The organism is Ruegeria sp. BG5, assembly GCF_056538425.1.
This window is the reverse complement of the sequence record NZ_JBQFTC010000005.1, coordinates 128949-150684: the sequence shown is the minus strand read 5'-3', so window position 1 is coordinate 150684 and position 21736 is coordinate 128949. Positions and strand designations below refer to the sequence as shown.

Below are 21736 nucleotides of genomic sequence, written 5' to 3'. Positions count from 1 at the left end.
ATTCCGAACAAAGGTCCGGCCCAGTGTCAGGTCAAACAGGTGAATCTGCGGTTAAGGTCGGGAAAGTTTCAGCGGGCAGATTGCCACGCGCGTGTCAGGGAGGCTGCGGCTCCGATCACGGCACCGGTGACACCCATGATCATCATGACAAAGCCCAGTGCGATCAGGCCAGTCAGCGCCGTCGCCAAAGCGGCGAACATGGCCAAAGTCAGACCCATCAGACCAACCACGGTCGAAACAGTTGTTAAACGGGTCATTTCGGGTCTCCGGCCACTCGTTACATTGCACCTGTCCCCTCATATGGCGTCGAAGGCTGGAATTTCAAGTTGAGACCCATGTTGCACTACGTGCGTCAGACCTGTTCCGCCTGACGATTGGGCACGTTCTTGTCCAGATGCTCGAATCCGGGCGTTCCGCGATCTTCGGGGTGGCGCGCCAGGTGCTTTTCTTTGATCTGCGTTGAGCTGTCCCGGCTGCCATCATGGCTGTAGCCGGGCGGGGCGAAGCAATAGCCGAGCCTCTGACGCAGGGTCAGGCCGGGCTGTGTGGCGTCGCGCCAGATGCCAACCCATTCGTGGAAGGCCACACGCAGCGGGTTGAAGGTGCCGATATTGTGGACCAGCCCGTAATCGACCCGCTCATCCTCTTGTTCCGGTACAAAGGTGCCGAACATCTTGTCCCAGATGATAAAAACACCTGCATAGTTGCAATCCAGATAGCGCGCGTTGCGGCCATGATGCACGCGGTGATGGCTGGGCGTGTTCATGATCGCCTCGAACCAGCGGGGCATTTTGCCGATGGCCTCGGTATGGATCCAGAACTGATAGATCAGGTTCAGCCCGCCAACGAACAGCACCATGGCGGGGTGAAAGCCCAGCAGGATCAGGGGCGCCCGGACGACCATCATGAAGGTGAACGTATAGGTCCATGTCTGCCGCAGCGCGGTTGTCAGGTTGTAGTGCTGCGAACTGTGGTGGTTCACATGGCTGGCCCAGACCCAGCGGATGCGGTGCCCGAAACGATGCACCCAATAGTACCGAAGGTCGTCCAGCACGAAACACAGGATGATAACTGGGATCGAGGTCCCAAGGTTCAGCGGTGTGACCTGCCACAACCACATGAAGAACCCATAGGCGATAAACCCCAGCAAGAAGCCCGAGGCGATATTGCCCGCCCCCATGATCAATGAGGTCACGGCATCGCGCGTCTCATACCGGCCGCCACGCCCTTTGACCGTGATCCACAGAAACTCGGCCAGGATGGCGGCGATAAAAAACGGGACAGCCCATTGGACGGCGTCGGGAAAGCTGATGTGATCGGTCATGAAAGGTCCATCAGGTTTTGCCAGTGCTGGCGTTCGATTTCGTCAAGGTGGATGACCACCCTGGGCGTGGTGAAGTCGTGAAACTGGAACTCGAACCCGACCGGCTGTTCGATCCAGTCGAAATCCAGCAGGTGCCGCGCCACCGTATCCGCGCCAAAGGACCACAGCAGACCCGGCCCTGTCTCTGTCCGAACCAGAGCGGCATGGGCGTCGTGCGAGACGGTGACATCGATCACCACATCGTCGGGAAAGTGGCGCTGCCAATCCGCCAGTGCGGTTTCCCGTGTCAGAACACGCCGCTGGGACCGCCCGCTCAGGTGCAACAGAAGCGTTATTGTGGCAATCCCCCCGACCACAAGTACAAGCAATATCTCAAGTGGCATAGTTCTCTCCCCGCTGGCAGAGTGCAAAGCGGGAAGATCGCTGTCAAAGGTGGCGTTGCGTCAGCCGTGTTCCAGACGGTCCAGGATTTCATGCTGCACCACGCGCTGCACAAAGGGCACCAGGCCTTCGGGGCCCGAGCTTCGGTCTTTCAGATGGATGCAGATATCGGGGCGGCGGGATGCAATGATGCCCACCAATTCACCGCGTATCATATCATCCAGCCCGGCCCCCATGATGGCACAGGCGATCCGGGGTTCAGCATCCAGTTGCCGCCGCACCTCATCGGGGTCATGTGCACCCAGCCATTGGATCGGAAGGTGATCCAGTTGCCGCGCAACATCTCCGATCACATTCGGTAAGCGTCCGATCAGCAGTACAACGGGTTTCATCGTTGCCTCCATTCCCAACACACAAACTGCCCCGCCCAAAACAGCGGGGCGAGGACAGTGTATCACGAGATCGAATTTGATGGGGGCCGACAGCGGTTGGAAGCCGTTTCCTTAGCCTGCTGCGCCGACCAGAGTCGATATGATCGCCTTGGCGCTGACGGAATTCCATTCGGCATCGCCGATCAGACGGGCAATTTCATTGCCGTCGGGGTCGATGATCACGGTGATTGGCAGGCCGATCACACCCATCTCGCGCGCAACGGCCTGTGAAGGGTCCTGATGGCGGGGCAGGTTGTCGATGCCGTTTTCTTCGAAGAACTTCTTGATCCCGGCAGGCGAATTGCGCCCGGTGGCCAGCGTCAGCACTTCGAACTTGTCGCCTCCGAACTCTGCCTGCAACTCGGCGATCTGGGGCATTTCCTTGCGGCACGGCGCGCACCATGTGGCCCAGAAGTTCAGCAGAACGTATTTGCCTTTGTAATCCTCCAGCGAGGCTGTGCCGCCGTCATCCTCAAGCTCGAAGTCCACCGGCGTCACCGGCTTGGGCTGTGAATGCAGGATCAGACGCTTCAGGCTGTCCTCGCGCAAGGGGGCGAGCGTCTCGGCATCGGCGGCTAAAGCGGCGTTTGCACCCAGCGCAAGGGCCATATAAAGGGGGATCAGACGAATAAGGCGCATATCAACTCCGGGTTTTCCAACATGACCGATCAATCCTCGAACCAGATGTGGGGCGGCCGCTTTGCCGCCGGACCAGACGCGATCATGGAGGCGATCAATGCCTCGATCGGGTTCGATCAGCGGATGGCAGCCCAGGACATCGCAGGCTCGCGCGCCCATGCCGCCATGCTGGCTGCCACAGGCGTTATTACTGATAGTGATGCGCAGGCCATTCGGGAAGGGCTGCTCACCGTTTTGTCAGAAATCCAGAACGGTGAGTTTCAGTTCTCGACCGCGTTGGAAGACATCCACATGAATGTGGAGGCGCGGCTGAAAGAGGTGATCGGAGAGCCTGCGGGCCGTCTGCATACCGGTCGTTCGCGGAATGACCAAGTTGCGACCGATTTTAAGCTATGGGTCCGCGATCAGCTGGACGCGGCGGAATCGGGTCTGCTGGCTCTGATCCGTGCGCTTCTGACGCAGGCCGAGGCTGGGGCCGATTGGGTCATGCCCGGTTTCACCCACCTGCAAACGGCGCAGCCGGTGACATGGGGCCATCACATGATGGCCTATGTCGAGATGTTCGGCCGCGACCTGTCCCGTGTCCGCGACGCCCGTGCCCGGATGAATGAATCCCCCTTGGGCGCTGCTGCATTGGCTGGAACATCCTTCCCCATCGACCGGGAAATGACAGCCAAAGCGCTGGGCTTTGATCGCCCCGCCGCGAACTCGCTGGATGCGGTCAGCGACCGCGATTTCGCGCTCGAGTTCCTGTCCACCGCGTCGATCTGCGCCGTGCACCTGTCGCGCTTTGCCGAGGAACTGGTGATCTGGTCTTCGGCCCAGTTCCGGTTTGTGACGCTGTCCGACCGGTTCTCGACCGGTTCGTCGATCATGCCGCAGAAGAAAAACCCCGATGCCGCCGAGTTGATCCGCGCCAAGGTGGGCCGGATCTATGGCGCAAACACCGCTTTGATGATGGTGATGAAAGGCCTGCCGCTGGCCTATTCCAAGGACATGCAGGAAGACAAGGAACAGGTCTTTGACGCCGCCGACAACTGGATGCTGGCGCTGGCGGCGATGGAAGGCATGGTCAAGGACATGACCGCCAACCGCGACAGCCTCGCCGCCGCTGCCGGGTCAGGGTTCTCGACCGCGACCGATCTGGCCGACTGGCTGGTGCGGGTGCTGGGCCTGCCCTTCCGCGACGCGCACCATGTCACCGGATCGCTGGTTGCGATGGCTGAACAGAAAGCCTGCGACCTGCCGGACCTGACGCTGGAGGATATGCAATCGGTCCATGCAGACATCACCGATGACGTCTATTCTGTCCTTACCGTGGAAAACTCGGTAAACTCGCGCCAGTCCTACGGCGGTACCGCCCCCGATCAGGTTCGTGCGCAGATCGAACGATGGAAGGCATTGATGTGATGTATATCTTCAGGGTCATTCTTCTGATTATGGCCGGGTTTGCCCTGGTCGCTTGCGGAGCGGATGGAGAGCCGGTGCAGCCCACCGCCAGCCTCGGGATCGGCGTCGGATCCAGCGGCACTCATGTCGGCGGCGGCGTTGGCTTCCGCCGCGGCGGCCTAGGTGTCTATCTGGGCGTCTGAGCCCTGCGCCATTGCAATGTTGCAAACAAGGCCCATGTCTGTCGGGCCGCATCATCTTGGGAAAACTGAATTTATGCGAACTCTTGGCCTGATCCTGACGCTTGCTGTTCTGGCGGCGTGCGAACCCACATCTGCACCGCGTCAGGAACCCAAGCCAGAACCCAGCGGATCCGGCGTTTCCGTGTCCGGCTATGCGCGGGTCGGTGTTTCGACCGGGTCCTGAGCGACCGATAGGCGCGTTGAGTGCCGGAATCCATTGATCCGTATCCCCCTTTTGGTCTAAGCGCGGCGTCATGGATCACTTTCTCTACCGCGACGGCGCGCTCTACGCCGAGGATGTCCCGATTTCCGAAATCGCAGCTGCGGTCGGAACCCCGTTCTATGTCTATTCGACGGCAACCCTGTTGCGGCATTTCAAGCTGTTCGACGACGCACTTGAGGGCACCGATCACCTTGTCTGCTACGCGATGAAAGCGGCCAGCAATCAGGCGATCCTGAAAACGCTGGCGCAGGCGGGCGCGGGGATGGATGTGGTTTCGGGAGGGGAATACCTGCGGGCCAAGGCTGCAGGCGTTCCGGGCGACAAGATCGTGTTTTCGGGCGTCGGCAAAACAGCGGATGAGATTCGCACGGCGCTGACCGGCGGCATCCGCCAGTTCAACGTTGAATCCGAACCTGAGATGGAGGTGATCAACGCCGTCGCTCTGGAACTGGGCGTGATCGCGCCGATCACCGTGCGCGTGAACCCGGATGTGGACGCCAAGACCCATGCGAAAATCGCGACCGGTAAGTCCGAGAACAAATTCGGCATCCCGATCTCACGCGCGTCCGAGGTTTATGCGCTGGCCGCCAGCCTTCCGGGGCTGGACGTGATTGGTATCGATGTCCATATCGGCTCGCAATTGACCGAACTGGAGCCGTTCGAGCTGGCCTATACCAAAGTCGCCGAGCTGACCGAACAACTGCGCGCCGAGGGGCACAATATCCGCAGGCTCGATCTGGGGGGCGGTTTGGGCATTCCCTATGCGCGGTCGAATGAAGCGCCGCCGCTGCCGATGGAATACGGCGCTTTGATCAAGAAAACGCTGGGCCATCTGGGCTGCGAGATCGAAATTGAACCGGGCCGCCTGATCGCGGGCAATGCGGGGCTGATGGTCAGCAAAGTGATCTATGTGAAATCGGGCGAAGGCCGCGATTTCCTGATCCTCGATGGTGCGATGAACGACCTGATCCGCCCGGCAATGTACGAGGCGCATCACGACATTATCGCGGTGCAGGAACCTGCCGCCGGGGTCGAACAGCAACCCTATGACATCGTTGGCCCGGTCTGCGAAAGTGGCGATACCTTTGCCAAGCAACGCACCATGCCGCCGCTTGCGCCCGGTGATCTGGTCGCCTTCCGAAGCGCCGGGGCCTATGGCGCGGTGATGGCCAGCGAATACAACACCCGCCCCCTGATCCCCGAGGTTCTGGTGCACGGGGATCAATTTGCAGTTATTCGTGAACGCCCAAGCTTTGACGAAATCATAAACCGCGATACCATACCTGAGTGGCTTTGACGCGATAAGCGTGCAGGCCCGATCAGGAGGCCCGCATTGCGCGACAGATTGAAACTGCCGATTCCAAGACTTTCGCTTTGGCTGACCCATGCGGGGCTGCTGGCCGAGCAGGTTATGCGCGCTTTTTGGCCGTTTTTCTCGATCCTGATGGGCATTTTGGCCGCATTGATGCTGGGCCTGCAGGATCAGGTCCGGGTCGAGCTTGTCTGGGGTATCGGCGCGCTTGGCCTGATTGCGCTGGGTGTGGCTGCGGTTCTTGGGGTCCGGCGATTCCATCTGCCATCGCGGATCGAGGCGCTGGCGCGTCTGGATGAAACCCTTCCGGGGCGGCCCATACAGGCCTTGATGGATGATCAGGCAATTGGGGCCACGGATGCGGATTCGGTTGCGCTGTGGCACGCGCACAAGGCGCGTATGGCGCAGCGAGCCTCGACAGCCAAGGCAGTCAAACCCGATCTGCGACTTGCGTCGCGCGATCCGTATGCTTTGCGCTACGCCGCGCTGCTGGCGCTGGTGGTGGCTGTGTTGTTCGGGTCCTTCTGGCGCATCGGTTCGGTCGCGGAGATGACGCCCGGCACGGCTGTCGCCGGGCAGGGACCCACCTGGGAAGGCTGGGTCGAGCCGCCGCGCTATACCGGCCTGCCGACCCTGTATCTGGCCGACCAGTCCGGGCCGACCCTGTCTGTGCCGCAGGGCAGCAACATTACGCTGCGCTTTTACGGTGAGGTTGGGGCGCATAGCCTGACCGAAACAAGCTCTGTTCTGGGTACAGAAGCCGCCACCGCGCCGGAACAGGAATTCGTGGTCGACCGCTCGGGCCAGTTGCGGATCGACGGACCCGCAGGCCGGGATTGGACGCTGGATGTGGTCGCGGATGCCGCACCCCGGATCAGCGTCGCAGGCGTGGCCGAGGCTGAAGCCGGTGGGCAGATGAAATTGCCCTTCCAGTCCAGCGATGATTACGGTGTCGTCTCGGGCTCAGCCCTGATCGAACTGGATCTGGCCGCCGTTGATCGCCGCTATGGCCTGACCACAGAGCCTGAGCCGCGCGAGGTGATTCAGATCGAGTTGCCCATGCCGATCACCGGCGACCGGGCCGATTTCACCGAAGATCTGATCGAAGATTTCTCGCAGCACCCGTGGGCGCATCTGCCGGTGCGCATCACGTTGATGGCGCGGGATGCCGCAGATCAGCAGTCCGAATCCGAACCGTATCTGACCGCCTTGCCAGCGCGTCGGTTCTTTGACCCGCTGGCAGCGGCGGTGATCGAACAGCGGCGTGATTTGCTGTGGTCGCGCGACAATGGCGCGCGGGTTGCGCAGGTATTGCGCGCGGTGTCCCATCGCCCCGAAGATCTGTTCCGCTCGGACACGGCCTATCTGCGGCTTCGCGTTCTGTTGCGGCGGTTGGAGACGTTCACGGAATATGGCCTGAAGCAGCCTCAGCAAGAGGAGATTGCGCAAGCGCTTTGGGACCTTGCGGTTCTGATCGAGGACGGCACGCTTGCGGATGCTTTGGAACGGATGCGCCGCGCGCAGGAACGTTTGACCGAGGCAATGCAAAACGGTGCCAGCGACGAGGAAATTGCCGAGCTGATGCAGGAATTGCGCGAGGCAACTCAGGACTATTTGCAACAGCTTCAGCGTCTGGCACAGCAGAATGGCGAAGACGGCGAGCGGCAGCAGGGCCAGAACGGCGAATCCATGCAGATGACGCAGGACGACCTGCAGGCCATGATGGACCGCATTCAGGAACTGATGGAACAGGGCCGCATGGCCGAGGCGCAGCAGGCGTTGGAAGAATTCCAGCAGATGATGGAGAATATGCGCGTCACCCAAGGGCAAGGTCAGGGCGGCCAGTCCGAAGGGCAACAGGCCATGGAAGGCCTGGCCGAGACGTTGCGCGAACAACAGGGCCTTAGCGATCAGGCCTTCCGCGACCTGCAGGAACAATTCAACCCCGGTGCCCAGTCTGGTGAGAGCCAGGGCAATGAAGGGCGTAGTGGCGGCATGGGCCGCGGACAAAGCCACGAGGGCCAGGGCGGTCAGGGGCAGGATTCGGATCAGGCCGGGGAAGGCCAGTCCGGACAGGGCAACCTTGCCGACCGTCAGCAGGCCCTGCGGGATGAGTTGCGGCGGCAGGAGCAGGGCCTGCCCGGTGCAGGAACGCCGGAAGGCGAGGCCGCGCGTGATGCGTTGGGCCGGGCGGGGCGCGCTATGGATGAGGCCGAACAGGCCCTGCGCGGCGATGATCTGGCCGAGGCAATAGACCGCCAGTCCGAGGCGATGGAAGCCCTGCGCGAGGGCATGCGATCGCTGGGTGAGGCCTTGGCCCAGAACCAGCAGAACCAGCCCGGTCAGGGCGCGCAGGAGGGTGAGGCGCAGGCCAACAACCGCGATCCGCTGGGCCGCAATCCGGGTGCTGCCGGGTCAATCTCGACCGAGGAAAACCTGTTGCAGGGCGAGGATGTGTATCGTCGCGCGCGTGAGTTGCTGGACGAAATCCGCCGCCGGACCGGCGAAAGCGACCGGCCCACAATTGAACTGGAATATCTGAAACGGCTGCTTGAACGGTTCTGACGACGTCAGGTCTAGGGCGCGCCGGATCCGGCTTGGCTCTCAAGCCAGACACGCGCCTGATCCACCAGTGAGACATAGGAATTCAGCACCGGATCCGCCTGCGGCACAGCTTCGCTGATCTGCTGGGCGTTGCCGTAGATCAGGTACAGAATCACGCCAATGATCAGCATCAGCGCAAACCCACGCACAAAGCCGCCGGATTTGCGCGCTGGCTGTTCGGCCTCGGGTTCTTCGCTGAGCATGCTGGAATTGATCGCCTCTACATCCGGCAGAGCGTCCTTCTGACCGGCATCCTCGGACGTTTCCGAGGCGGTAGGGCGCCGTGGTTCGACCTTGGGCGTCGGCGCGACATCCAGCGCCAGATCCGGTTGCGTTTCCAGGCTGCTGCCCTCTTGCGCCCGCAAGTCAGCCTCGCGCGCCGCCTCTTCCTGCAGAATATTGGCCACGGCAGGGTCCACGTTGCCGGTAGGTTTGGCATCTGCCGGTTCCGGCTCAGGCTCAGGCTCGGGTTCTGGCGCGATCTCGGCCACAACCGGCGCAGCCTCCTCAGGTTGCGGGTCTTCGGCGGCCTCAGGCTCGACCGCTTCGGGTTCCGGCGTGTCGGCTTCGGCCGGGGCGGGCTCTGGTGTTTCCGCTACAGGATGTTTGGCCTGAAACCATGTGTGATCGCAGGCCGAACATTGGACATCGCGGCCTTCCTCGGGGATGACCTCGTCCGGGACCTCATATTGGGCACTGCAATTCGGACATGTAAGACGCATGCTGCCTCCCCGGCCGTGCAATCCGGCCGATAATAGTTTTTTCAGGCATGATATTCCGTTAAGACCCAACAGCAAAGCGCGTTTTCGGTTTCACGGTCCAAGTGTCACCAATTGGACTCGGTACAGGCATTGAAACCACACCCGCACTGGGGCAAGAAGAGCGGCATAATAAATGGGGGCACGTGTGATCGAGCTGGAAAATGTCAGCTACACCTATGGTGACGGCGAATTGCTGAGCGATGTCTCGGTGCAATTGCAGCCGGGTTCGTTTCACTTTCTGACGGGGCCTTCGGGCGCGGGCAAGACCACGTTTCTGAAACTATGCTACGGCGCATTGTTGCCCACATCCGGGCGGTTGAGCGCCTTTGATCAGGACATAGCCACGCTGGATCGCGATCAGATGGCCCTGTTGCGCCGCCGGATCGGCGTGGTTCATCAGAATTGCGAGTTTCTGGACCATATGACCTTGGCCGAAAACGTCGCGCTGCCGTTGATGGTTTCAGGCCGGGTTGAAGCGGATGAGCAGGACAATCTAACCGAGTTGCTGGGCTGGGTCGGTCTGGGGTCCCGTCTTGAAGCGCATCCGCCAGAGCTGTCGGGCGGCGAACGGCAGCGCGCCGCGCTGGCCCGTGCGGTGATCCTGTCGCCTGACGTGGTGCTGGCCGATGAACCCACAGGCAACGTGGATTGGGAGATGTCGCAGCGCCTGCTGCGCCTGCTGGTCGAACTGAACCGGATGGGCAAAACCGTCCTGATCGCCACCCATGATCTAAGCCTGATCCGTGCCGCGAAAAGTCAGGTTCAGGCGCGTGTTCTGCGCATCTCGCAGCGTCGTCTGCACTTGGCGGGGGCGGATCTATGAGCCGGGGCGATATCCGAAACCTGCTGCGACGAGATTCTCGGGCCGACCGCGTGGTGCCCCCAACCGGGTATACCGCGCATTTGACCCTATTCGTTTCGGGCGCGATGGCGTTTCTGACCGTTTTTGCTTTGGCCCTGTCGCTGGCCTCGGGCCGGATTGCCGACCGATGGGCAACGGAACTGGCCGGGGCCGCCACCCTGCGCATCAACGCGCCGGCCGAGCAGCTGGCCGCCCAGGCCCAGGCCGCGCTGACCGTGCTGAGCCAAACGCCCGGCGTCGCTTCGGCCCGCGCCCTGACGACCGAGGAACAGGCGGCCCTGCTGTCGCCCTGGTTCGGGCCAGATCTGCCACTGGACACGCTGCCCATCCCGCAACTGATCGAGATTGTCGAAGGCGAACCGGGCCTTGACGCCGCCGGTCTGCGCCTGCGCCTTGGGGCCGAGGTACCGGGCGCGGTTCTGGATGACCACACCAGATGGCGCGAACCTTTGGTCGATGCCGCCATGTCCCTTAGGCGATTGGGCTGGATTTCGATCCTGCTGATCGGTGGGGCGACGGCGGCCATGATCACTCTGGCCGCGAATGCCTCACTGGCGGCGAATGCCAAGATCATCGAGGTGTTGCGTCAGGTTGGGGCCCGCGACCGGTTTATCGCAGGAGCCTTCGTGCGCCGCTTTACCTACCGCGCGCTGTTTGGCGCAGCCGTGGGCACGCTGTTGGGGATGACCGGCGTTTTGTTGTTGCCCGAAGCCTCGGATGCCGGGGGCTTCCTGTCTGGCGTCGGGTTTCAGGGCAGTGACTGGATTTTGCCCGTGGCCATTCCCATTCTGGGCGCGGCCGTCGCCTTTTTTGCCACCTGGGCCGCCGCGCGCCGCAAGTTGAAGGAGCTTTCGTGATGTCCATGGCCATTCAGTGGGTCCGCTCGGTGATCTTCATGTTTGTGATCTACCTTTGGATGCTGATCCTTGGCATTCTGTACCTGCCTTACGCGATCTTCACCAAACGCGGCGCGTTGCGGGCCTGCAAAGCCTATGCCAGCAGTACCATTTGGCTTGCGCGCTGGATGGTTGGCATTCGCTCTGAGGTGCGCGGCGCAGTGCCCACGGGCGAGGTTGTCATCGGGGCCAAGCACCAGTCGTTTCTTGATATTCTCTTGATCTTCAACGCGATCCCGCATGGCAAGTTCATCATGAAGCGAGAGCTTTTGTGGACCCCGGTCATTGGCCTATATGCGCGCCGATTGGGATGTATCCCGGTCAACCGGGGCAAGAAGGGTGCGGCGGTGGCCAAGATGGTCAAGGATGTCGCCAAGGAATTCACCGAACCCGGCCAGTTGGTCATCTACCCTCAGGGCACCCGCGTCGCACCGGGGGCCAAAAAGCCCTATAAGGTGGGCACGGCGGTTCTGTACGAAGGGCTTGGCGTGCCGTGCGTCCCTGTTGCCACAAATGCGGGGGTTTTCTGGCCGCGCACGGGCATCTTGCGCAAACCCGGCCTGGCAATCGTCGATTTCCTCGACCCGATCGAGCCGGGTGTCGCGCGCGATGCATTCCTTGGGCGGCTGGAAGAGGTGATCGAGACCCGCTCGACCGCGTTGATGAAAGAAGTGGGGTTTGACCCAGATGGAGTTCATTGAAGATACCGAGACGCTTACGGGGCTTTATGGCACCCCGGGCGCACCGTCCTTGCGCAAAGTGGCACACAGCCTGACGCCACTGTATCGGACATGGATCATGGCCTCGCGCCTGTGCATTCTCAGCACGGTCGGGCCGGAAGGTGTCGATGGCAGCCCGCGCGGTGACGATGGCCCGGTGGTGCTGGAGCTGGATCCAAAGACTCTGGCGATGCCGGATTGGCGGGGCAACAACCGCTTGGATTCGCTGCGCAACATCGTGCGCGATCCGCGTGTTTCGCTGATGTTCATCGTGCCCGGTTCCAACAACGTGGTGCGGGTGAACGGGACGGCGCGTCTGACTGCGGATGATGAATTGCGTACGCGGTTCGAAAAGCAGGGCAAGCGCCCGGCGACTGTGATCGTGATTGAACTTCACGAGATTTACACTCAATGCGCGCGGGCGCTGATGCGGGCAAGAACCTGGACTTGCGGTGATGAGTCCGCGCCTCTTCCAACCATCGGAGAAATTCTGGCCGAGGCGTCGGACGGGGACGAAGGCGGCGCACGCTATGATCGCGAATGGGGCGCGCGCGCCGCTAAAACCATGTGGTAGTCACGGCGGCTACACTGCCGCTGCGCCAATCCTGGCGACCTGGGAAATCCAGCGCTCGACATGACCGGGCTTGGGATAGCTGGCCCCTGCGAAATAGGTAAACCGTGTTGGTTTGAAGCCGACAAAGCCCAGGATCTGATCGCGTACTTGCCGGATCAGTGCCTGGCGATAGATCAGCCGCATGAACCAGCCCGGCGTGTCCGACGTCAGAATGACGCGCGCGGTGCGACCGGTCAGCATCGGGGCCGGGAAACCCATCTTGGTCGTGTGTCGCGTATCGAAAGTACGCCCCGGGATGAACATGCGGTCAATCAGACCCTTCAGTTTCGCAGGCAGACCGCCCCACCACATTGGCGCTGTCAGGACCAGATGATCGCTCCATTCAAAATCCTGCAGAACCTGTTCCAGCACGGGCTCTAGCGGCTTGAAGTCGTGGTAATTGCCCTGACCGAAATCGTGGTCGAACTGCAGATCGCTCAGGTGGATCAGGCGGACATCATGCCCGTTTTCGCGGGCTGCGTCGCCATAGGTTTGCGCAAAGGTGCGGGACAGGCTGCTTTCGGCAGGGTGTCCGTCAAGGATCAGAATTTTCTTCGGCTGCATCGGGGTTCTCCTAAAAATGACCGTGGTCAGTTTATAGAATCAAAAAATGACCGCGGTCAATAAAAAATTTGACCACGGTCAGAAAACGTGCAAATTAGCCTTATGCAGAAGACAGTTCAAAAACGTACACTGAAAACCCGCGCCCGCCTTATGGCGGCGTCCGAGGCGTTGATTCAGGACAGCGGGTATGAGGCGCTGAGGGTGGAAGATGTCGTCAAGGCCGCCGGTGTGGCCAAGGGGACGTTCTTTGCGCATTTCCACGACAAAGACGCGATGATGGAAATTCTGATCGCTGACAGGTTGAACGCGTGCCTGGATCAGGCCGAGTCCGGCCCGCCGCCCGGAACCGTCGCCGAAATCATCGCCGCGCTGGAGCCCGCCCACAGTTTCATGACGTCCGAACGGTATGTATTCGATCTGTTGATCAGGTATTCCGGCGCGGCGGCAATCGCCGAGGTGGGCCCGATCGCCTATTGCTTTGAGCGGTACTTCCGCGTCGTGATGATGTGGCTTGACGCTGCTCAGATGCGCAAGGATGTGCCGCCCGAGCTGTTGGCAGAAGGTGTGCAGGCCTTTGCGATTCAGGCGATGTCTCTAAGGTTCTGCGCGTTGCATTCCGCGACGACATTCACCGACAGGCTGGAAACCTATCTGGATGCATGGCTGACCCCGGCGCGCTGATTGCCGCCGGAGTCATTGGTCTTAGCTGTGGATCGGTCCGTCGCCGCAGGCCAAGGCAGCCTCGCGCACGGCTTCGGAATAGGTCGGGTGGGCGTGGCAGGTCAGGGCCAGATCTTCGGCTGAGGCTCCGAATTCCATGGCGACGCAGACCTCGTGGATCAGATCGCCAGCGCCGGGGCCGATGATGTGTGCGCCCAGAATACGGTCGGTTTCCTTGTCGGCCAGAATCTTCACGAACCCGTCGGCGGCAAAGTTGGCTTTGGCCCGACCGTTGCCCATGAACATGAACTTGCCGACCTTGTAGGCGCGGCCCTGTTCTTTCAGCGTCTCTTCGGTTTCGCCGACATTGGCAACCTCGGGCCAGGTGTAGATCACGCCAGGAATGACGCCGTAGTTCACGTGACCATGCTTGCCCGCGACCTGTTCGGCGGCAGCCATGCCCTCATCCTCGGCCTTATGCGCCAACATCGGGCCTTCGGTGACGTCGCCGATGGCGTAGATGCCAGGCACGTTGGTCTGCCAGTCGGCCCCGACCTTGATCTGACCACGCGGCGTCATCTCGACGCCCAAAGCGTCCAGCCCCAGGCCGTCCGAATACGGTTTGCGCCCGGTGGCGACCAGTACGGTATCCGCCTCGACCACATGCTCGCTGTCGTCCTTGCGCAGTTTGTACGTGACCTTGGCCTTAGTCTTGGTGGCTTCGGTCTTTTGCACCGCTGCGCCCATGACAAACTTCAAACCCTGTTTCTTGAGGATACGCTGGAAGGTTTTCTGCACCTCGGGGTCCATGCCCGGTGTGATCACGTCGAGGAATTCGATCACCGTGACCTCGGCACCCAGCCGCTGATAGACCGAACCCAGTTCAAGCCCGATCACACCTGCACCAATAACGACCATCTTCTTCGGGATCTTGCCCAGCGACAGCGCACCCGTCGAGGTGACGACAACCTTCTCATCAACTTCAACACCGGGCAGCGAGGCGGGCTCGGACCCCGAGGCGATGATGATGTTCTTCGCCTCGTGCACCTCATCACCAACCTTGACCTGACCTGCAGCGGGGATCGAGCCCCAGCCTTTCAGCCAGTCGATCTTGTTCTTCTTGAACAGGAACTCGATGCCCTTGGTATTGCCTTCGATCACCTCGTCCTTGTAGGTCTGCATCTGCTTCCAATCGACCGAAGGCGATTTACCCTTCAGGCCCATCTTGGCAAAGTTATGCTCGGCCTCGTGCAACTGATGGCTGGCGTGCAGCAGCGCCTTGGATGGGATGCAGCCCACATTCAGACAGGTGCCGCCCAATGTGTCCCGTCCTTCAACGCAGGCGGTTTTCAGGCCCAGCTGGGCACAACGGATGGCACACACATAGCCGCCGGGGCCTGAGCCGATTACGATGACGTCATAACTTGCCATTGAGGGTCTCCTTGAGAATTCGGGCTGTCACAGGGCGTAAACCTCTGAACAGGTTGTACATCAGCGGCGTCACAATAGCACCGCCAAAAGCATGAAGGTGGTAGTCAGGAACCCGGCGAACCAGATCAGGGTGCGCCAGGGCTTCCAACCGTAATAATAGGCGGGCACGTAAAGGACGCGCGCCACCAGATAGGTCCAGGCGCAGGTCGCAGTGAAGTCGTTGCCCGTCCCACTGAGGGTCACGACCACACAAGCGATGGAGAACAGGATCAGCCCTTCGAAGTGATTGTTCAGCGCCCGATACAGACGGGCCGTTTCATCGGACAGCTGATCTTCGAGTGCACCACCCAACCGGCTGCGGTCGCGCGCGGACATGGTCTTGCCCGGACCCAGTTCCAGATTGGCCGGGATCGCCATCAGAGCATATTGGATGATCTGCAACAGTGCGGCCAATGTCAGGGCAGTCAACTCGGGTGTCACAGGGGAACACCTTCATTTTTGCCGCCCACCCTATGATGGGTCGGGCGGCCAGTTGGGATTATGTCTGATCCGGGCAACACTGTTTAGACAGGGTTCAGAACTTTGACCTGGATATGCGCAACGCCCCCGCGTTCGTGGTGCATCGCCAGCTCTTCTGATTCCAGAAAACTCTGCGCGCGGTCCAGATCGGTAATTTCGAACAGGGCCACAGCGTGATCCTTCTGAGCTGGGTCCTGCCAGATATGGAGGTCGCGGATTCCCGCAGCCTCACGCATTTTCTGGTCTTCGCGGAACACGGTCAGCCAGGCATCGAAATCCGCCACATCGGCTTGCCAAAGGACATGAGTCGCCATGATTACAGATCCATCAACAGGCGGCGCGGATCTTCCAGCGCCTCTTTCACGCGGACAAGGAACGTCACCGCGCCTTTGCCGTCCACGATGCGGTGATCATAGGACAGGGCCAGATACATCATCGGACGAATCTTGATTTCGCCATTGATAACCATCGGACGGTCCTGGATCTTGTGCATTCCCAGAATACCCGACTGCGGCGGGTTCAGGATCGGTGAGGACATCAGCGAGCCGTAGACGCCACCGTTTGAGATGGTGAAGGTGCCGCCCTGCATCTCTTCCATGCTCAGCTTGCCGTCACGGGCGCGTCGGCCTTTTTCGGCAATCGCCTTCTCGATCGCGGCAAAGGACATGCTGTCGGCATCGCGGATCACCGGAACCACCAGACCCTGCGGCGTACCGGCGGCAACGCCCATATGCACGAAGTTCTTGTAGACGATATCGGTGCCGTCGATTTCCGCGTTCACCTCGGGCACTTCTTTCAGCGCATGACAGCAGGCCTTGGTGAAGAAGGACATAAAGCCCAGACGCACGCCGTGCTTCTTCTCGAACTGATCCTTGTACTGGTTGCGCAGGGCCATCACCTCGGTCATGTCCACCTCGTTATAGGTGGTCAGGATCGCTGCGGTGTTCTGCGCATCCTTCAGGCGCTTGGCGATGGTTTGGCGCAGACGGGTCATGCGTACCCGTTCTTCGCGCCCGGCATCTGCGGCAGCCACAGGCGCGCGCGGGGTTGGTGCCGGGGTAGGGGCCGCCGGGGCCGGTGCGGGGGCCGACGGTGCTGCAGCGGCGCGGGCCACATCTTCTTTCATGATCCGGCCATCGCGACCGGTTCCAGTGACCTGATCGGCCGACAGGCCAGCCTCGGCCATGGCTTTTTCGGCTGACGGCGCATTGGCGATATCCTTGCCTGTGCTGGCCGCTGCCGGGGCCGCCGCCGCGGCTGCTGCCGGAGCCGGAGCAGCCCCAGCCGCCGCGCCCGAGATCACCGCCAGCTTGGCCGAGGCATCCACGGTCGCGCCTTCGGGGGCCACGATTTCAGCCAGCACGCCCGCAGCGGGGGCCGGAACCTCGACCGAAACCTTGTCGGTTTCCAATTCGCACAGCATCTCATCCTGCGCGACGCTGTCGCCGACCTGTTTGAACCATGTCGAAACGGTTGCTTCGGTCACGGATTCGCCCAGCGTCGGCACCATGACGTCCACGCTGCCGCCCGACGCAGCCGGGGCGGCTGCCGGGGCCGGAGCGGCGGCAGGCGCAGGAGCCGCGCCTTCGCCCGCGGTGATTGTGGCCAGCAGGGCGTCAACGCCAACGGTTTCACCTTCGGCGGCGACGATTTCGCCCATCACACCGGCAGAGGGCGAGGGCACTTCGACCGTAACCTTGTCGGTCTCAAGCTCGCACAGCATTTCATCTACGGCGACCGCATCGCCGGGTTTCTTGAACCAGGTCGCAACCGTCGCTTCGGTTACCGATTCGCCAAGCGTGGGAACACGAACTTCAATCGTCATCGTTTACTTTCCTTCAATGCTCAGCGCTTCGTTCACCAGCGCTTGTTGTTGGGCTTTGTGTTGGCTGGCCAGACCCGTCGCGGGTGAGGCGGATGTTGCGCGACCGACATAGCGCGGCCGGGTATGCTTGGCCTTGATGCGGGTCAGCACCCATTCGATATTGGGCTCGATAAAGGTCCAGGCGCCCTGGTTCTTGGGCTCTTCCTGACACCAGATCATTTCCGCACCCTTAAAGCGCTCAAGCTCATTGATCAGCGAGTGCGCCGGGAACGGATAAAACTGTTCGATCCGCATCAGGTAGACATCGTCGATCCCACGCGTGTCGCGTTCCTCCAGCAGGTCGTAGTAAACCTTGCCGGAACACATCACGACCCGCTTGATCTTGTCGTCCTTGACCAGCTTGGTGTCCGAGTTTCCGTGCTGCGCATCGTCCCACAGAACCCGGTGGAAGCTGGAGCCTGTGGTGAATTCTTCTGCCTTGCTGACAGCCAGCTTGTGGCGCAGCAGCGATTTCGGCGTCACCAGGATCAGCGGCTTACGGAAGGTCCGGTGCAGCTGACGGCGCAGGATGTGGAAATAGTTTGCAGGCGTCGTGCAGTTCGCCACGATCCAGTTGTCCTGACCGCACATTTGCAGGAACCGTTCCAGACGGGCAGACGAGTGTTCCGGCCCTTGCCCTTCGAACCCGTGCGGCAGCAGGCAAACCAGACCGGACATCCGCAGCCACTTGCTTTCGCCCGAGCTGATGAACTGGTCGAACATGATCTGCGCCCCGTTGGCGAAATCGCCGAACTGCGCTTCCCACAGGGTCAGGGCGTTGGGTTCGGCCAGCGAGTAGCCGTATTCGAAACCCAGAACCGCATATTCGGACAGCATCGAGTCGATCACTTCGTACTGCGCCTGCCCGGAGCGAATATTGTTCAGCGGGTAATAGCGTTCTTCACTTTCCTGATGGACAAAGCCGGAATGGCGCTGACTGAAGGTCCCGCGTGTAGCGTCCTGCCCGGACAGGCGCACCGGGTAACCTTCGGTCAGCAATGAGCCAAAGGCCAGTGCTTCGCCCGTGGCCCAGTCAAACCCTGTGCCTGTTTCAAACATCTGCTTTTTGTGATCCAGCAGGCGACCCACTGTCTTGTGTAAGGCCACATTGTCGGGCGCATGGGTCAGTGCCTTGCCAACCTCAGCCAGCGTGTCAGGCGAGATTGCGGTCTCACCCCGCACATATTCTTCCTTGCTTTTGTCCATGTGCGACCAGCGCCCATCCAGCCAGTCGGCCTTGTTGGGTTTATAGTCTTTGCCAGCCTCGAACTCATCATTCAGATGGGCCTGGAAGGCGGCCTTCATGTCCTCGATTTCGCCCTCGGGGATCAGACCGTCCTTGACCAGACGCTCGGTGTACAGAGACAGCGTGGTCTTATGCGTCTTGATCTTCTTGTACATGATCGGGTTGGTGAACATGGGCTCATCGCCCTCGTTATGACCAAACCGGCGATAGCAGAATATGTCGATGACCACGTCTTTGTGGAACTTCTGGCGGAATTCGGTCGCCACCTTCGCCGCATGCACCACGGCCTCGGGGTCGTCCCCGTTGACGTGGAAGATCGGTGCTTCAACCATCAGCGCAATATCCGTGGGATAGGGGCTGGAGCGTGAGAAGTGCGGCGCGGTGGTGAAACCGATCTGGTTATTCACCACGATATGCATCGTTCCACCGGTCTTGTGCCCGCGCAGGCCGGACAGGCCGAACCCTTCGGCCACCACACCCTGACCGGCAAAGGCCGCATCGCCGTGCAGCAGGATGCCCATGACCTTGGTGCGGTCTTCGTCTTTCAACTGATCCTGCTTGGCGCGGACCTTGCCCAGCACAACCGGGTTCACGGCCTCAAGGTGGCTGGGGTTGGCGGTCAGCGACAGGTGCACGCTGTTGCCATCAAACTCGCGGTCGCTGGAGGCGCCAAGGTGATATTTCACGTCGCCCGAGCCATCCACGTCCTCGGGCTTGAAGCTGCCGCCCTGGAATTCGTTGAAAATCGCGCGGTAAGGCTTGCCCATCACGTTGGCGAGGATGTTCAGACGCCCGCGGTGCGGCATGCCGATCACGATGTCCTGAACGCCTAGGGCACCGCCGCGCTTGATGATCTGCTCCATCGCCGGGATCAGACTTTCGCCGCCGTCCAGACCGAACCGCTTGGTGCCCATGTATTTTACATGCAAGAATTTTTCGAAGCCTTCGGCCTCGACCATCTTGTTCAGGATCGCCTTGCGGCCTTCCTTGGTAAAGGCGATTTCCTTGCCGTAGCCTTCGATCCGTTCTTTCAGCCAGGCGGCCTGTTCGGGGTCCGAGATATGCATGTATTGCAGTGCGAAGGTGCCGCAATAGGTGCGTTTCACGATCTCGACGATCTGGCGCATGCTGGCCATCTGCAGGCCCAGCACGTTGTCGATGAAAATCTGACGGTCCATATCGGCTTCGGTAAAGCCGTAGGTCTTTGGATCCAGTTCCGGGTGCGTGCTGGCCGCGCGCATGCCCAGCGGATCCAGATCGGCAGCCAGATGGCCCCGGATCCGATAGGCCCGGATCAGCATCAGGGCGCGTAGGCTGTCCAGCACGGCGCGTTTGACCTGATCTTCACTGACCTTGACGCCCGTGTCAGCTGCCTTTTCCTTGATCTTTTTGCCTGCCGCTTTGGCGTCGATCTCGGCCCACTCGCCGGTCAGCGCGCCGGTCAGATCATCGGCCGGCATCGGCGGCCAGTCGGTCCGCGCCCAGGACGGCCCTTCTGCCTCTTTCTGAACGTCGGGCGTGGCGTCGCCCATCTGCCGGAAGAAATCGACCCAGGCCGCGTCTATCGCGTTCGGGTCCTTCGTGTACTGGGCATAAAGCTGTTCCAGATATTCGGCATTGTGCCCCTGCATAAAGCTTGAGGCATGAAAGGCAGAGTTGGGCGTATGTTCGGTCATTGGGCTACCTCATATGGGTTGGGACCGTATTGGTTGGCGCCGGGTTGGCTGGGGCGGGCCAGCCACCAGAGCACCAGAAGGGGCGACACAAACAGGACGATAAGTGTCGGAATGACGATCAGCAAAGTGGCACGTGTGAACAGAATGTCCAGAGTGCCACCGTGGAACTGGCTGGCAATGCCAATGCCAAATATCAGGACCGCAAAGGCCCCGAGGATCAGCAGGATCGGCAGCAGAGCATAAAGCCCGCTGCGCCCGCTATCATGCATCCGCCGCCACGCGACGGCCAGATGCGGGAAGAAGACAATCAGACTGACGATGCTTTGCACTGGTTGGCGGGATGTCGCGGCGGCGGCTTTGACCTCATCGCTTTCACTGACCAACACCTCAGTGAAGAACCGCGCATCGATGATCCCGGCCAGAATGCTCCAGATCACGATGAACAGGAAAAAGAACCAATATTCGGGGCGGGAGGCCCGACCCGAGAAGGTGAAGAACTTGGAGAAACAGGTGCGGATGGCGTCAGAGAAGGTCATTGTTTTTGCCTTATCGTACGACGTGTTATGTTCAGAGCTAAGGCAGTGTTAGGCGTTCTTCCGAAGGCCTCGTTGAATTCTGTTTCGTCAAAACTCCAAAACCAAATTTTGGCGGGTCCGGCACCCAAGTCGGGTTCTGGAAGTGGGCGATTTATCAATTCGACGGGTTTTCTGTCCAAACCCTGCGTTTCCAGATTAGTTTGGACTGGTGGGTATCCCCAAGTCGTCGCCGAAAGGTACCTAGAAGGACCGTACTTACGTTCGCGAGTTTCGCTTAGGTCCTCGATATTGAATGCCCAGATGGCATTTCTTATTTTTGTTGCGTCATGGGTCGAAGTGCTAAAATAGTTACAACCCAAACTATCGCTGGAAGCAGTTTCGTCTTTGCGATCAGATAGCAACAAGAATGCGCTGGGGTGTTGGTCCGTCCACAACACTTCATAGTGTCCTAATTCGGCCCCTTCAGAAGTTGTGTTTACATGATCGAGAAGGTTAGTGGACACACCAGTTTCCAGATCCAACTCGAGCGGGTTGTGATCCTTGTACGCAAAAGCAGGCAGTAAGTACCCATCTGCGACGAGCCCCAGCATCGAGTCAGTGAAGGGTGCTCGGAAGCGCTTCCACCCTCTATCAAGAAACTTTTGAGAAATAGCTACGGAATCCTCAGTCGACCAAGTACAAAGTTCGATTACGTCCTTTGTTGGCTTGGAGAAGTCGGGCGATGCGTTTGCACCAGTTGTTGATGCAGAGTACAGGCAGCCAAGAACAATAGCCAAAACATGCCGAAAGCGAGGGAACTTTTTCCCCCGCTTCGCAAAGCATATACTTTGGCGCTCCATCGCGC

Annotated in this window: 24 protein-coding genes; 10 read left to right on the top strand and 14 right to left on the bottom strand. The window is 60.5% G+C overall.

Going from position 1 to position 21736, the window contains the following annotated elements; genetic code table 11:
- Positions 1-68 precede the first annotated feature (68 nt).
- The 5 genes from ACR0KX_RS15620 to ACR0KX_RS15600 all read right to left on the bottom strand — a co-directional run bounded on the left by ACR0KX_RS15620 (position 69) and on the right by ACR0KX_RS15600 (position 2775).
- Positions 69-257 (bottom strand): hypothetical protein, encoded by a 189-nt coding sequence (locus ACR0KX_RS15620; protein ID WP_170624048.1) that lies wholly within the window; start codon positions 255-257, stop codon positions 69-71.
- A 95-nt stretch (positions 258-352) separates the two neighbouring features.
- A complete protein-coding gene (locus ACR0KX_RS15615) occupies positions 353-1324 on the bottom strand; it encodes a sterol desaturase family protein (RefSeq protein ID WP_170453154.1) in 972 nt (323 codons plus the stop codon).
- Positions 1321-1707, bottom strand: coding sequence for a hypothetical protein (locus ACR0KX_RS15610; RefSeq protein WP_170624046.1), 387 nt, complete (start codon positions 1705-1707; stop codon positions 1321-1323). The genes ACR0KX_RS15615 and ACR0KX_RS15610 overlap by 4 nt, the downstream gene beginning before the upstream one ends.
- 60 nt (positions 1708-1767) lie before the next feature.
- Positions 1768-2097: a hypothetical protein gene (locus tag ACR0KX_RS15605; protein ID WP_170522204.1), complete on the bottom strand. Its 330-nt coding sequence runs from the start codon at positions 2095-2097 to the stop codon at positions 1768-1770.
- Positions 2098-2208: 111 nt separating this feature from the next.
- Positions 2209-2775: a TlpA disulfide reductase family protein gene (locus tag ACR0KX_RS15600; protein ID WP_170624044.1), complete on the bottom strand. Its 567-nt coding sequence runs from the start codon at positions 2773-2775 to the stop codon at positions 2209-2211.
- Between the two features lie 21 nt (positions 2776-2796).
- Between ACR0KX_RS15600 and argH the strand changes: the two genes are divergently transcribed.
- From argH to ACR0KX_RS15575, 5 genes are all read left to right on the top strand, one after another.
- Complete coding sequence (gene argH / locus ACR0KX_RS15595) at positions 2797-4185, top strand: argininosuccinate lyase (RefSeq protein WP_170624042.1); 1389 nt, start codon at positions 2797-2799, stop codon at positions 4183-4185.
- Positions 4185-4367: an argininosuccinate lyase gene (locus ACR0KX_RS15590; protein WP_170455689.1), complete on the top strand. Its 183-nt coding sequence runs from the start codon at positions 4185-4187 to the stop codon at positions 4365-4367. Before argH ends, ACR0KX_RS15590 begins: the two co-directional genes overlap by 1 nt.
- A gap of 73 nt (positions 4368-4440) precedes the next feature.
- Positions 4441-4590 (top strand): hypothetical protein, encoded by a 150-nt coding sequence (locus ACR0KX_RS15585; RefSeq protein ID WP_170455687.1) that lies wholly within the window; start codon positions 4441-4443, stop codon positions 4588-4590.
- A 70-nt stretch (positions 4591-4660) separates the two neighbouring features.
- Positions 4661-5926, top strand: coding sequence for a diaminopimelate decarboxylase (lysA, locus tag ACR0KX_RS15580; protein WP_170624041.1), 1266 nt, complete (start codon positions 4661-4663; stop codon positions 5924-5926).
- A 36-nt stretch (positions 5927-5962) separates the two neighbouring features.
- Complete coding sequence (locus ACR0KX_RS15575) at positions 5963-8506, top strand: TIGR02302 family protein (RefSeq protein WP_170624039.1); 2544 nt, start codon at positions 5963-5965, stop codon at positions 8504-8506.
- 11 nt (positions 8507-8517) lie between these two features.
- On the opposite strand, the gene ACR0KX_RS15570 is transcribed toward ACR0KX_RS15575, so the two are convergent.
- A complete protein-coding gene (locus ACR0KX_RS15570) occupies positions 8518-9267 on the bottom strand; it encodes a zinc-ribbon domain-containing protein (RefSeq protein ID WP_170624037.1) in 750 nt (249 codons plus the stop codon).
- Positions 9268-9451: 184 nt separating this feature from the next.
- Between ACR0KX_RS15570 and ACR0KX_RS15565 the strand changes: the two genes are divergently transcribed.
- From ACR0KX_RS15565 to ACR0KX_RS15550, 4 genes are read left to right on the top strand one after another with little or no spacing between them, the layout of a single operon-like run.
- Positions 9452-10129 carry an ATP-binding cassette domain-containing protein gene (locus ACR0KX_RS15565; protein WP_170624208.1) on the top strand — a complete coding sequence of 226 codons (678 nt, stop codon included), beginning with the start codon at positions 9452-9454 and terminating at the stop codon, positions 10127-10129.
- A complete protein-coding gene (locus tag ACR0KX_RS15560) occupies positions 10126-11025 on the top strand; it encodes an FtsX-like permease family protein (RefSeq protein ID WP_170624035.1) in 900 nt (299 codons plus the stop codon). Before ACR0KX_RS15565 ends, ACR0KX_RS15560 begins: the two co-directional genes overlap by 4 nt.
- Positions 11025-11765, top strand: coding sequence for a lysophospholipid acyltransferase family protein (locus ACR0KX_RS15555; protein WP_170624034.1), 741 nt, complete (start codon positions 11025-11027; stop codon positions 11763-11765). Before ACR0KX_RS15560 ends, ACR0KX_RS15555 begins: the two co-directional genes overlap by 1 nt.
- Positions 11752-12357 carry a pyridoxamine 5'-phosphate oxidase family protein gene (locus tag ACR0KX_RS15550; protein ID WP_170624206.1) on the top strand — a complete coding sequence of 202 codons (606 nt, stop codon included), beginning with the start codon at positions 11752-11754 and terminating at the stop codon, positions 12355-12357. Before ACR0KX_RS15555 ends, ACR0KX_RS15550 begins: the two co-directional genes overlap by 14 nt.
- 9 nt (positions 12358-12366) lie before the next feature.
- Here the strand turns inward: ACR0KX_RS15550 and ACR0KX_RS15545 are convergent, their stop codons facing one another.
- Positions 12367-12960 (bottom strand): NAD(P)H-dependent oxidoreductase, encoded by a 594-nt coding sequence (locus ACR0KX_RS15545; RefSeq protein WP_170624033.1) that lies wholly within the window; start codon positions 12958-12960, stop codon positions 12367-12369.
- Between the two features lie 102 nt (positions 12961-13062).
- On the opposite strand from ACR0KX_RS15545, the gene ACR0KX_RS15540 reads away from it, so the two are divergent.
- Positions 13063-13641, top strand: coding sequence for a TetR/AcrR family transcriptional regulator (locus ACR0KX_RS15540; RefSeq protein WP_170624031.1), 579 nt, complete (start codon positions 13063-13065; stop codon positions 13639-13641).
- A gap of 21 nt (positions 13642-13662) precedes the next feature.
- Here ACR0KX_RS15540 and lpdA read toward each other — a convergent pair whose 3' ends face one another.
- The 7 genes from lpdA to ACR0KX_RS15505 all read right to left on the bottom strand — a co-directional run bounded on the left by lpdA (position 13663) and on the right by ACR0KX_RS15505 (position 21731).
- Positions 13663-15051, bottom strand: a complete 1389-nt coding sequence (gene lpdA, locus ACR0KX_RS15535; RefSeq protein WP_170455669.1) for a dihydrolipoyl dehydrogenase — start codon at positions 15049-15051, stop codon at positions 13663-13665.
- A 69-nt stretch (positions 15052-15120) separates the two neighbouring features.
- Positions 15121-15531, bottom strand: a complete 411-nt coding sequence (locus ACR0KX_RS15530) for an MAPEG family protein (RefSeq protein ID WP_170455667.1) — start codon at positions 15529-15531, stop codon at positions 15121-15123.
- Between the two features lie 83 nt (positions 15532-15614).
- A complete protein-coding gene (locus tag ACR0KX_RS15525) occupies positions 15615-15884 on the bottom strand; it encodes a hypothetical protein (protein WP_170455665.1) in 270 nt (89 codons plus the stop codon).
- Positions 15885-15886: 2 nt separating this feature from the next.
- Positions 15887-17395 (bottom strand): 2-oxoglutarate dehydrogenase complex dihydrolipoyllysine-residue succinyltransferase, encoded by a 1509-nt coding sequence (odhB, locus tag ACR0KX_RS15520; RefSeq protein WP_170455663.1) that lies wholly within the window; start codon positions 17393-17395, stop codon positions 15887-15889.
- 3 nt (positions 17396-17398) lie between these two features.
- Positions 17399-20356 (bottom strand): 2-oxoglutarate dehydrogenase E1 component, encoded by a 2958-nt coding sequence (locus ACR0KX_RS15515; protein ID WP_170455661.1) that lies wholly within the window; start codon positions 20354-20356, stop codon positions 17399-17401.
- Positions 20353-20892, bottom strand: a complete 540-nt coding sequence (locus tag ACR0KX_RS15510) for a DUF805 domain-containing protein (protein ID WP_170624029.1) — start codon at positions 20890-20892, stop codon at positions 20353-20355. Before ACR0KX_RS15510 ends, ACR0KX_RS15515 begins: the two co-directional genes overlap by 4 nt.
- Complete coding sequence (locus ACR0KX_RS15505; protein WP_170624027.1) at positions 20889-21731, bottom strand: hypothetical protein; 843 nt, start codon at positions 21729-21731, stop codon at positions 20889-20891. The genes ACR0KX_RS15510 and ACR0KX_RS15505 overlap by 4 nt, the downstream gene beginning before the upstream one ends.
- Between the last annotated feature and the right edge of the window lie 5 nt (positions 21732-21736).